The sequence below is a fragment of the Geobacillus sp. B4113_201601 genome (assembly GCF_001587475.1).
Lineage (GTDB): Bacteria > Bacillota > Bacilli > Bacillales > Anoxybacillaceae > Geobacillus > Geobacillus icigianus.
The window spans coordinates 51,783-64,223 of sequence record NZ_LQYX01000029.1; the positions used below are offsets into that span (position 1 = coordinate 51,783).

Genomic DNA, 12,441 nt, shown 5'->3' on the forward strand with positions numbered 1-12,441 from the left:
ACGCTCGATGTTTTACGGTTGCAACGTTTCCTGCAACCAACTCCCTACATCGAGTAACGAGAATTGGAGTGCCTTGATTCAACGGTTTTCTCCACATTCTTATTTTATCATATACAAAAGAAAGGAGGAAGGGCGATTCCTCCCCGACTTTCTCTATTGTTTAGAAGTCGGGGTCTCCTCGCCAAAGATGATGAATGAGGCCAAATATTCTGTCCTGCTATTTTCATCTGATATTCGGCAAATACGAGCAAGTGAACTTCGGCAATATATCCAAAGCGGCCGCAAGGTGTATTTGCTTGCGTTTGATGATCCGCAAGAATTATTAGAGGATCCGATTTTGCATGAAGCGCATAAGAAAGAATTGCTCCAAGTTTCTATTGTTCGCTATGCACCAGAATGGGAACGGGTATGGGCAGTGATTGAAGATGGCAAAGTTAATGACTCTCAATTATTGGATTATCTTGATCAAAACAGCGCTTTTAATAAAGGACAGTATGAACTCGAACATGCCTATAGCCGCGGACATTATATTGTGAAGGCAGGAGCAGGGACGGGAAAAACGACGACGATGATCAACCGGATCATGTTTCTCAAGCATATGCAAGGGGATCTCGATTTGCGTTCAGTTGTCATGATCACGTTCACAAACGAAGCTGCTTCCAATATGCGTTCAAAGTTGTTAGAAAAGATAAAAAACTATTACGATTTGACGAAGGATAAAAAATATTTAGAGTGGATGGAAGAAGCAGGACGGATGTTTATCGGCACCATTCACTCGTTTGCTAGGGAGTTTCTCGTGACAGAAGGGCAAACGCTAGGTTTTTCGCGGTCGTTGGAAGTAAGGAGTTACAAACATGAGCGGAGACGGCTGATCGAAAAGTATATTGACCAGTTCTCGGTTGAATGCCCAGAGGTATACGAACGTTTTCGGCATATTCCTCACTATCAAATCATTCGTTCTTTTATCGTTATGATCGAGCAGTTGCATAACAAATCTCTTTCTGTTGAAGCGATTGGGCAGCTTGATTTCGGGACAGACAGCTGTGGGTTTCATGAATTTGCCGATTATGTCATGAAACGTGTTATTCGGGAGCTTGATGAACAGAAAAAGACGGAGGAAACGTTGGAAATTAGTGATTTAATCAGCCGTCTAGCGTCGCTTAAGAATCTTTCTTCCGATCAACTCGATTTGCCGATCCGTTATTTATTTGTCGATGAATTCCAGGATACGGATGAATCACAGACAGCATTCATCAGTTGGTTGGCAGAGAAGTATGGTTGTCAGTTGTTTGTGGTTGGGGATGTGAAGCAAAGCATTTATCGGTTCCGGGGCGCGGACTATACAGCGTTTCTTCAGTTGCAACAACAGCTGGAAACAGCGAATCAAGTGTATAAAGAGTATTCGTTGCAAAAGAATTACCGATCAGCACCGACATTATTAACACAATTGAATGCCTTATTTCAGAAATGGACAAAAGTCGTTGAAAAGTTTCCTTTTGACGATACGGACAAGCTGATTCCGGCAAAAGAGGAAGGCTGCAAAAAGGAAGAAAAAGGATTAGTTGCGTTAGATATGGGTGATGCCGCTCTAAAACGCTTGCTTCGCTGTTTGTATCAAAAAGATGTTGCCATCTTAGTCCGCTCAAACCGTGAAGTTCTGGAAATGATGGATAGAGTTGAGAATATGGGGTTCTTTTGTGAAGCAACTATGTCAGGAACTTTTTACCGTTCATTTCCAGTAAGGGAATTTTACCTGTTGATCCGGAGGTTTACCCACCCGTATGTTCCGAAGGATCGTTATCTCTTTCACCAAAGCTCTTACGGAGAGAATGAACTGACTATCGCCAAAGTGTTATCAGCTTATACGCCGGAAACGTCTTTTATTCTTGATCTATTGCAGACATTTGACAATATGGAACGGTGGGAATGCCAATGGAACACGTCATCCGCCCTTGCTGTGTTGCAAAACATCATTGATGAAGTTCGGCCGCATGAAGTCTTTCGGCTGCGCTACTACAACCAGTTGAGGTCCCGGTTTCCTGATGGAGATGTGGAGATGCATCGGAAAGAAGCCATTGCGAAAATGAAGGAATACAAAATGAACTTGGACCGCCTTATTTTTTTCATCAAAAAGGAATTTGGCGATTTTCACGCATCTTTCTATGATCTGGAGAAATTTTTAGCAATCAAAATGGCAACAGATACTTCGGAGAATGAGCTGAAAATAACGAGGGGGGTCAATCACCGGATCAAAGTGATGACCGTCCACAAGGCAAAAGGATTGGAGTTTGACTATGTGCTCATGCCCTTGACGCGTCATCCGTTTATTAAGCAAGGGAAAACGGATGTGATGTTAATTTCCGATCGAGCGCAGTGGAAACTCGGATACAGCATTCATTGGGGTGATATGGAGTTTGAAAATAATTATTACAATGAATACGCCGGATCAGAAAAGAAAGAATTGATCGGCGAAGAAGCTCGACTGCTGTACGTAGCGTTGACGCGGGCGCGAAAGGCGGTTTATGTAAACAGCTCTTCCCCAATGAATCCATATCAAGCGCAGTATTGGAGTGACTTGTTAGAAAGCGGGGAGATGTTGGTTGTTTGAAGTCAAGTACTACCAGCACACAACACATTTTTACGAACGGTTCAGAATCCGCGAAGGCGAAATCCATCTTACGCAAAGTACTGCTTTGGCACAGTATTTGAGAAGTGTCACCGGGGCATCGAAAAACCAAGTACTGGCATATCATTCGTTTGTAAGGAAGCTGTTTCCTAATTGGAATCATCCACATACTGAAATCTATTTGCGGTCGATGATACGCCAATACATTCATCAACATGCTTCGGAAGAATCGATGGACTATTTAGAGAAGAAGGTTCGCGATTTTTATTTATCTTTCCGTTTTTTAATCGAAATGGGGATGACGCGGTTGTTTGACTTTCCGAGCATGCAGTTGAAGGAAGAACAAAAATTTCTGATTGGCATGTTCGAGCAACTTGGAAATGACCCTATCGTCGTCAGCTATCGGCAAGAGCGAGCCCATCTGAACAAGAAAAAAATCGCGGAGAAATTGGATATCGATACTGATGCTCACACTGTATGTATTCACCATTTCGATTACATTGATGCTGTACGGATGATGATGTTTTATCAATTGCAACAAATAGGATTGCATGTCATATTTTATATTCCATTCAATTCCAATGCTCTAAATGTTTATCAAACATGGCGTGAAATCTATGAGCGGGTGAGCGGAAGCGAGTATAGCCGTTGGGAATGCGTCGAGAATTCCCAGCCGCGCCGAGGCGCGAAATTTGCTCGCTATTTGGGCGATCGTTTTCTAGATCAGGAAGATCCATTGCGCCACGTTCGTTTTCTCACTTTTGGTCATCCGACAGAATTTAAAGAGTATTTGCAAAAACACCCGATTGTAAAAAACCATAATGAAGTAGTCGCTAAATATGAAAAAGACTTAAACATATACACAAATTGCACCAGAAACGATCATTTTTACGCCAGCCGCTATGGACAATTTTTCTTGTCTTTGCAAAACTGCAGAAAAACAAACGATGGCATTGTCTTAACTTATGACGATTACGTCAACATGATGACGTCAGGGTGGGTGCAGTTTGGACATGTAAACGGCACGCAAGCATTGACGTTGCTGATTGATTTGCGCAGTTATATGGACGGCGTGAAAAGTTTTCGAGATATCATGGAACGCCTGCAAGCGCTTGTTGATCTTCAAGAAGTCAGCCGCGTATTTGATGAAACTGCGAAGGAACAGGCGGGGAGCCACCGACTGAAGCGCTATTTAAGCAACCCGTTTCGCTGTTTTCCATATGTGCATCAGTCTCGATACGAAATCACTGTCAAGCAGTTGATTGAATGCACAAAAGATTTGGCTCGAAAAGTGAACCGTCTGCTATTGGGGGAAAGGGAAAAGAGAAATGTCAGGGTGTATATTAAAGAACTGAACGACATCTATGTGGCTGTGAGCGGCCAGTGGGAACCTAGTGCTAAACAAAAGATGGAAAAGTTATTTTCCGTTTCTATTCCTGCTGACTGGGAGTTTACGATGGAAGAGTTGTACCAATTTATTACATTGCACTTAGGTACAGAGGAAGATGAGGAAGACGATGATCAAGGCAGTCCACAAATTGTAAACATTGATCAGTTGATTGGAAAAACGTTGATTGCACATAACATGCACGTAACAGGCTTATCGTTGCGAACGTTTCCTTGGAAACAGTCTGAAATGCCTCACTTGTTGACATATAGTTGGTTGAAAGAATGCATTCGCCGTTCATTTGTTGCTGAGAATCGAATCATGCGAATAAATGCACTTATAGTCGATTATTACTCACGAAATGTTACGAGAAATACTGCGCTATATTCCATTTATCATCTTCTAGCATATAGCAAGGGACAAATTACTTTTAGCTATATTAAAGATTTGTACGATCATGATGGACCAAGCATTTATTTCACTATCTTACAGGAATTGTATGAGCAAACGGAAGAAGTTGCAGAGGAGCAACCTGATGAGTGGAAATGGAAAGAAGAGACTGTTGTCCAAGAAGAGATAACGAAAGAACCGTTACAGGCTATACCTGATTTACTATGGCTGGACAGCGATTTTTGTCAGCGAAAATTCTTTTTCAATGCGTTTGTTGAACATCATCCGATTTACGAAAACGATTTTCACCAACAACAAGCTTTTGCGATCATCGGCAAACTTCTTGCTGAACAAGGGGATGGAGAAGCGCTGGTGCGGGAGACCATATTCCCTTTATTTCCGCAATGGACAAACGCGCACAAGCAGAACTTGTTGGATACAACCTATCGCTCCAGCCTAAGAACGTATAAATCATATCAAAATATTTATTATCCAAAGGCAATGAAGCGGCTTCAACGTTTAGGAAGCAAATATATGGTCACAAAAAATTGGAAAGCGAAATATCAATATGACCATGACACCTTCCGAATTGACGAGCATATAAAAGAATTTCTTGCAAGTGTTCAAACAAAGGAAATCGAAGCAAGAAGTGGACAACATTGCCGCATGTGTCCATTCCTGCATGTTTGTAAGGACGGTGAATATGTCATCGATGCAAACGACAGCTGATCTCCGTAAGAAACGTCTAGACTTTGCCAGACGATCAGCGCGAGCTTGGCAAAATTACTTCGATGCCCATGGTCTGTTGCCTAATATTACGCTAAGCCCTGAACAAATTTCCGTTGTCCAGCAAGACGAAGACCAAATGTTGATCAACGGTTCGGCAGGCACCGGTAAAAGTCTGACATTAATTTATAAGTTACTAAAAGTCATGGAACAGGAAAATGAACCGAAGCGCATTTTATATTGTTCGTTTAATACGACGCTTGTTGAAGATGCCAGAAAACGAATCGAGCAGTCAAGCAAGTTTCATGAGATCAAAGATAAACATACATTGCATATGGAAACTTTTCACTATATGGCGGCGAGGATTTTAAGGGAAATTGGTTTTCCCAATGCAGAGTTTTTACGGATCAACCTTGAAAACTTGCGGCGCTATGAGGACGCCATTACACGCCGTACGATAGCGCTTGTAGATACGTTTATGGAAAGCGAAGAATATAAAAAGCTGCCGCTGGAACAAAAACTTTATAAAACCCATGCGGGTACGTTTTTAATGGATGAAATTCTTTGGATGAAAGCGAACGGTTTTGTCACAGAAGAATCGTACTATCATTGTGAACGGGCGGGAAGGGGGAACATCCCGCGATTAACCAAAGAGCAGCGCCGAACGATTTTCTATTTGTATAAGGAATATGAGAAAATGTTAAAAAAACAGTTTCACGATCATTTAGATTTGGAAGATTATGCTTTGTTGCTGCTGAAATATTTTGACGATATTCCGGATTCATTGAAGTACGACTATATTTTTGTCGATGAAGTTCAGGATTTGCAGGCGATGCAATTAAAGGCCTTGGTCGGATTGGCCAAAAAATCAATTGTTGTCTCCGGCGATCCAAAGCAACGTATTTACAAACGAAGCCCGTTCTCGTATCGGGATTTAGGATTGCACATCGAGGGGAGAAAAACGAAAAACTTGCGAACAAACTACCGATCAACAAAACAAATCATGAAACTGGCGAGCAGTTTGGAGTTCATTGATGCAGAAAACGACCGTTTGGATGATCAACGTTTTGTGAGGGAAGGAAAAAAACCGTCGATTTACTTTTTCCCGAGCTCGAAAGAACTGAGTTGTCATCTAGTGAACCAAGTAAAAGTGATTCAGAAAAACGATCCGGATGCGACAATTGCTGTTATCCACCGCCATGATGGAGATACATATGCGATTAGTCAATGTTCGGTTCTTATGGAATTAAAGAAACACTTTGATGTCATCACCTCATCCCAATATGGAAGAAGATTTGACTTGAACAAACAAAAAAAGCCGATTTTGTTTACAGATGCATATAGTGTCAAAGGACTTGAGTTTGATTATGTATTTTTGATTCATTTTGACCGTGATCATTATCCGAATAAAAAGAGGATTGAAGAGTTGGATAAACGAGCCGGTGACAATAAAAATAGTGACGGCTACAAGGCAGATTTTGAAGCTATACTCAATGATGAAAAGAAAGTTCTTTATGTCGCAATCACTCGTGCAAAAAAAGAAGTGCAGTTGATGTATACTGGCCGCAACTTTAGAAGTATTTGTCCTTTTGTAAGAAATTTCTATAAAGAAGATTACGATGCCTTTGGCTTTGATTCAAGTATATATTCCAAGCAAGGGAGTGGTTTGTTTGGCAACGATTCAGTTTGAAATCAAAAAACGAATTGCGACGTTGTCTAGTTCGCCCAAAGGATGGAATAAAGAGTTAAATCTTGTGAGCTGGAATGGATATCCCCCAAAGTATGATATTAGAGATTGGGATTCTTCATATACGAAAATGGGAAGGGGAGTCACCCTTTCGGAAGGAGAAGCGAGAAATTTATATTATGCGTTAAAACGATTATTTGAGAAAGATCCACCCGAAAACGAGGATTGGCGAGAACACATCAATCGATGGATGGAGAACTATCCATTATTTATTCAACAGATTAAGAATATACTTGTATTTATGAATGAAAAAGAGCACCCTGTAGAGAAACAAAGGGAGCTGCTAGCAGGAATACATTTAGTGTCGTCTGAGGAAGCGTTACAATACGAACTAGAATATATGAAAAACGTTTACCCCTCGTTGTATGACGAGTGGGTCAATTTAGTTCGAAAGTTGACAGTAGAGGACTTGGAACGAATGCTTTTATACGTCCGCCATTGTTAAAGAAAGTTTGACTGACCTTTACCTCATGAAGCAAGCATGAGAATGTTGATGTGAAGAAGATCGGAAGCACAGGAATATTTGTTTCGCAAATGGAGCCATTTCTTTTTGGAAAAAAGAGGAGGAGTTTCAATGACAAAATGGTGGATGATTCGCGCGGGGGATCGCAATGAGCTTATTCCGCTTTGGTTGGAAAAAGGAATCGCATCGATCGGCTGGGGGCGTTTAGGGAATCCGAGACATTTTTCATCGAAACAACAGCTGTTACAAAAAGCAAATGAAGTATTTACAGAGGCGAAACCGAAATCGAGAAATAGCTGGGTTAACCAAGTGTGGCGCTTCAGTCGCGAAATAAAAAGAGGAGATCGGGTGATCACGTACTCTAAAGAAGGAAGAGAATACATTGTCGGGACGGTTACCGAGGAACATGTATATGATCCTAATTTTGGAGACTCGTATTATCCGAACATCGTTCGGGTGAATTGGGAAAGCACTAGGATCCCAAGAGATTCGTTGCCACAGGCGGCGAAAAACAGTTTAGGCTCCACTTTAACCGTTTTCCGGGTTGATGAGTGGGGAGATGAAATCGAACAACGGTTGGGCCGCTTTTCATCAACTGTTGTAGATCAAACGATTGAACCGGAAGAGGATGAAATCGTTGAAGATCTTGTCGGAAAGGCATTAATGATGATCCAGGACAAGGTTGACAAGCTTGATCCATGGCAAATGCAAGACTTAGTGGCAGGCTTGCTTCAGGCGATGGGGTACAACGTGCAAGTCAGTCCGAAAGGCCCCGATGGCGGTGTGGATGTGTTGGCGTATAAGGATGCATTTGGTTTTGAAAAGCCAATTATTAAGGTGCAAGTGAAGCATCGCAAAAGTGCCGCTTCTGCTCCAGAAATTCAACAGCTTTTAGGGGCTAATCCGATTGATGCAAATTGTTTATTCGTCTCCACCGGAGGATTTACCTCTCACGCAGAAACGGTGGCCAATCGCAACTCCGTCAAATTGGTTGATTTAGAGGAACTCGTTACTCTCATTGTTCATTGGTATGAAAAAATGCCGAACGATGCAAGGGCGCTGTTGCCGCTGCAAAAAATCTATGTGCCTGAGTAATAGAGAGCTGTGTCTTATACGAATTTCGGGCTAATTCCCCACATAGCATTGGAAAGCACCCACATAACGGAGGTCGTAACGGCAGATCTATGTTCAAAGTATGCTTGATTCCTCCCATCCATTTGGCATGAAGGGATGGGAGGAATCTGATTTGATAACTGTCGACTCAAGAAAACGATAGTTTTCGCCAACTTGACACGGGACAAGAATATGGTAGTTTACAACGTTGATCACCTTTGGAAGGCAGAGGTAAGCTGCACGACTTTTTATACTAGCCTTCTCAAGGGAAAGATCTTGCTTTTCAATAGATGAAAAACCGCTTGTCCATTTTTGGACTGACAAAGCAAAAGGCACATTTGTCTTCGCTGTACTTGAGATGAAAGGAAAACTGCAATATCACTGTAAGGGGGGATGGTGCTGTTTGGTAGTGTGGCGCAAAGGAGGGTTTTGTAAAAACTGCAACTACGCAAGTTTTAATTTGCATTTATGCTATTGAATTTTGGTGTGTAGATGTATAGAATGTAAAAGGGAGTGATGAACACGGCCCCGTAGCTCAGTGGATAGAGCGTCGGTTTCCTAAACCGTGCGTCGGAGGTTCGAATCCTCTCGGGGCCGCCATCTACATACGATCGGCTCGGGTTGAAGTTGCTGCAACCCTTGATATGACCGCGTTTGCGGTCATTTTTCATTTTTTGGGAATCTCGAAAAAACGATAGAATCCGAACAAATTTTGCACGAATTTTGTGGGCATGAGAAGTGCGTTGCCCATATCAAAATGATTTTGGAAAGTAGGTGAATAAAATGATCATCGCCAACAATTATACAGAAATCAACGATCATTTTGATTTCACGGATAGTATTATAACGGATATGAAATGGAACAATCCGTTAGATTTTTCTATCACGATTGACTATTATTGGGATACACAGGAAAACAGGGAAGAAAACAGAATAGTGGTGTTGCATTTTAAGGATTGCTTGGCTGTGGAGTACAAACTAAAAAAAGAGATACTAGAAATGGCAAGGGATGATATCCATTTTGATAGCTTGTTCACCATTATTCGCTTCGAAAATGTAGAGGCAAATTTAAATGGGTTTCACCATTTTCATATTTATACCTTTGATTACAAAGAGCCATTGCTAAAAATTATTTGTAAGCAGGTTCAGTTGGAGGAAGTATAGAGGGCTGGTGAAAAACGGTTGTTTCTTTTCAGCAATGGGGGGAGCGTTTGAAAGACGATCCTGATGCGACAAGGCTTTTCTATTTGAGAAACGAGGTGGGTAAGCGACCTGCTCCCTTAAATCACCGACCTCATAGGTCGGTGTTTGAAAACAACGGAAGAAGAAAAGAAGGCGGATCGCTCGGCCTTTTTTGCCCGGGATAGCAGCTGAAAATCATTTTGCATGGGATAAACGAGCGCGCCCATTCGTCCTCCTTTAGAGGGGACTTATCATAGCCCCGCCTGTTTGAGTATACTTTTGACTGTTTTGTTTGGTAATTTTTCCTTCCGATGAGGGCTGGCCACTCGTCCGGATGTACGGGGATGTGTAAACGGATGATGGCTGCCCTAAAAAATTTTTTGTTTTTTGCTCGAGATGGTGGCGAAATATTCAACGATTTTGTAAAATTGATGTAAAGGAAGTTCGTTGCTTTTTGTTGTTGAAACCGCTGTAAAGCAGGGGATTGCTCATTATATTAATATATTTTCTTCTTGCTTGATCATAATGTTATACTATTTAGCTATTGTGTTATAATGATTTTGTAACCGCACCCAAAATGAACGGGTGTCAACGGAATTATTTCGAGCGAGCGCTCGATGTTCTTGACTATTCTACGGATAGGGATGGTAATGATGGGCAACAAACAAGTAAAAACTGATGTGATCTTAATCGGCGCTGGCATTATGAGTGCGACATTGGGGACGCTGTTGAAGGAATTGGCGCCGGAGTGGGAGATCACGGTGTTTGAAAGATTGGAAGAAGCCGGTGTGGAAAGCTCGAATGAGTGGAACAACGCCGGGACAGGGCATGCGGCGCTTTGTGAACTGAACTATACGGTGGAGAAGCCAGACGGATCGATCGACATCAGCAAAGCCATGAAAATCAATGAACAGTTTTATGTTTCCTTGCAGTTTTGGGCTCATTTGGTGAACAGCGGAGTGCTTCGCGATCCGAAAACGTTCATTCGCCCGTTGCCGCACATGAGCTTCGTGCAAGGCGCGGACAATGTGGCGTTTTTGAAAAAACGGTATGAAACGATGGCGGCGAATCCGCTGTTTAAAGGCATGGAATTTTCCGATGACCCGAAAAAGCTGGCCGAATGGGTGCCGCTCATGATGGAAGATCGGACAGTGACGGAGCCGCTGGCGGCGACGCGAATCGAATCAGGGACGGATGTGAACTTTGGAGCGTTGACGCGCGAGCTGTTTGAACATTTAAAACGGAAAAACGTGGAGATTCATTACCGCCATCATGTGGAAGATATCAAACAGACAAGCGATGGTTTATGGGAGCTGAAAGTGCGGAATTTGGACAGCGGTGTTGTCGAACGGCATGCAGCGAAGTTCGTTTTCATCGGCGCCGGGGGAGGCAGCCTTCACTTGTTGCAAAAGTCCGGCATTCCAGAAGGAAAAGGCATTGGCGGTTTTCCGGTCAGCGGGCTGTTTATGGTGTGCAACAACCCGGAAGTGGTGGAAAAGCATCATGCGAAAGTGTACGGCAAAGCGAAAGTCGGTGCGCCGCCGATGTCGGTTCCGCATTTGGACACGCGGTTTATCGACAATCAGAAGATGCTGCTGTTTGGGCCGTTTGCCGGTTTTTCGCCGAAGTTTTTGAAAAACGGCTCGATGCTCGACCTGTTTACTTCGGTCAAGCCGCATAACGTGTTGACGATGATAGCGGCGGGCGTGAAAAATATGGCTTTGACGAGCTATTTGATCCAGCAAGTGCTGTTGTCCAAAGAACAGCGCATGCAAGAGCTGCGCGAATTTGTGCCGACCGCGCAAAGCGACGAGTGGGAGATCATCGTGGCCGGACAACGAGTACAGGTGATCAAAGACACGGAATCCGGCGGCAAAGGGACATTGCAGTTCGGCACCGAGGTCGTCCATGCGGCTGACGGTTCGATCGCGGCGCTGCTTGGCGCGTCGCCGGGCGCATCGACGGCGGTTCATGTCATGCTGGAAGTCATTGAAAAATGCTTCCCCGATCGGATGAGCGAGTGGGGGCGGAAAGTGAAGGAGATGATTCCTTCCTATGGCCAATCGCTGATGAACAATGAACCGCTGCTGCGGCAAGTGCAGGCGTCTACAGCCAAAGCACTTGAATTGAATCATCACAGTTTTGTTCAGGCAGGATAAGATTAAAGGATGGACAAGCTTAGGTGTTGACCGGCTCGGTCTTTTAAGGTAATTTCTTGCAGAAATCTCTTGCCTCAAGGAATGTACAGGGCAACGCCCGATGTGTAGGAGATGAAGGTCGGTTGGCGATCGCCGACGGATGTGGTCATCTATTGGTAGAACGGACGCCTGCGGAGCGAAGGAAAGCACAAAGGGCTCTTGTGTGTGGCTGACCGTTCGGCGAACACGCACAAGTCGCCTGAAGCCTTCCATCTCTAAGCGAAGCCTAGGTGGCGGGGAGTTCGTTTTTTGGAAAAATTCCCCCTCTCCGCATGTGTGAGCAAAATATTTGTGGGTGACGTTCAGGAAGGATCCCCGACGAGGGTTGCGAACTTTTGTTCGAACCGGTGATTGACAACGCCCGTAGTAGACCGAAAAAATGTTCTCCACAAAGTCTTGACTGACTCATACTGTTTTAAAGGTTGGGCTGGATCGTGCAACAGCTGATAAAATCAACTGGAAGAACTTTAATTACAAGAACTTCGAAAACATTGCCCCTCAATACTTCGTGCATCCAGCTTTGTTGAAGAAATGAGGGTGTCCCAAAAGTGTTCGCATAGCGTTCGCTTTTCGGACACCCTCCTTTTTTTCGCAAAAAAAAATAAGAAA

The 12,441-nt window shown here is 43.3% G+C and carries 7 protein-coding genes, 1 tRNA gene and 2 pseudogenes; 8 read left to right on the plus strand and 2 right to left on the minus strand.

The genetic code is table 11. The annotated features are described in order from the left end of the window. Positions 1 to 73 precede the first annotated feature (73 nt). From B4113_RS04165 to B4113_RS04195, 7 genes and pseudogenes are all read left to right on the plus strand, one after another. A complete protein-coding gene (locus tag B4113_RS04165) occupies positions 74 to 2,608 on the plus strand; it encodes an exodeoxyribonuclease V subunit beta (protein WP_235597950.1) in 2,535 nt (844 codons plus the stop codon). Next, positions 2,601 to 5,132, plus strand: a complete 2,532-nt coding sequence (locus B4113_RS04170) for a PD-(D/E)XK nuclease family protein (RefSeq protein ID WP_235597951.1) — start codon at positions 2,601 to 2,603, stop codon at positions 5,130 to 5,132. The genes B4113_RS04165 and B4113_RS04170 overlap by 8 nt, the downstream gene beginning before the upstream one ends. Beyond that, a complete protein-coding gene (locus tag B4113_RS04175) occupies positions 5,107 to 6,819 on the plus strand; it encodes a UvrD-helicase domain-containing protein (RefSeq protein WP_235597952.1) in 1,713 nt (570 codons plus the stop codon). Before B4113_RS04170 ends, B4113_RS04175 begins: the two co-directional genes overlap by 26 nt. Then, positions 6,800 to 7,018: pseudogene (locus tag B4113_RS20300) on the plus strand (YdbC family protein); the annotation flags it as partial. The gene B4113_RS04175 and the pseudogene B4113_RS20300, both read left to right, overlap by 20 nt. A gap of 432 nt (positions 7,019 to 7,450) precedes the next feature. Then, a complete protein-coding gene (locus B4113_RS04185; protein ID WP_033843621.1) occupies positions 7,451 to 8,434 on the plus strand; it encodes a restriction endonuclease in 984 nt (327 codons plus the stop codon). 542 nt (positions 8,435 to 8,976) lie between these two features. Then, positions 8,977 to 9,052, plus strand: a tRNA-Arg gene (locus tag B4113_RS04190). A 183-nt stretch (positions 9,053 to 9,235) separates the two neighbouring features. Beyond that, entirely contained in the window at positions 9,236 to 9,616 is a 381-nt protein-coding gene (locus B4113_RS04195; protein ID WP_051962680.1) for a hypothetical protein, read from the plus strand. Positions 9,617 to 9,885: 269 nt separating this feature from the next. On the opposite strand, the pseudogene B4113_RS20305 reads toward B4113_RS04195, so the two are convergent. After that, positions 9,886 to 9,990: pseudogene (locus B4113_RS20305) on the minus strand (type II toxin-antitoxin system HicA family toxin); the annotation flags it as partial. A 297-nt stretch (positions 9,991 to 10,287) separates the two neighbouring features. Here B4113_RS20305 and B4113_RS04200 point away from each other — a divergent pair. Then, positions 10,288 to 11,793, plus strand: a complete 1,506-nt coding sequence (locus tag B4113_RS04200) for a malate:quinone oxidoreductase (RefSeq protein ID WP_033843622.1) — start codon at positions 10,288 to 10,290, stop codon at positions 11,791 to 11,793. A 454-nt stretch (positions 11,794 to 12,247) separates the two neighbouring features. Here B4113_RS04200 and B4113_RS20310 read toward each other — a convergent pair. After that, the coding region (locus tag B4113_RS20310) for a hypothetical protein (RefSeq protein WP_235597953.1) at positions 12,248 to 12,441 on the minus strand (194 nt) is incomplete at its 5' end.

Excerpts from the sequence above, each read along its gene's own strand:
- B4113_RS04175 (WP_235597952.1), top strand. The coding sequence starts at position 5,107 with ATGTCATCGATGCAAACGACAGCTGATCTCCGTAAGAAACGTCTAGAC.
- B4113_RS04185 (WP_033843621.1), top strand. The coding sequence starts at position 7,451 with ATGACAAAATGGTGGATGATTCGCGCGGGGGATCGCAATGAGCTTATT.
- B4113_RS04195 (WP_051962680.1), top strand. The coding sequence starts at position 9,236 with ATGATCATCGCCAACAATTATACAGAAATCAACGATCATTTTGATTTC.
- B4113_RS04200 (WP_033843622.1), top strand. The coding sequence starts at position 10,288 with ATGGGCAACAAACAAGTAAAAACTGATGTGATCTTAATCGGCGCTGGC.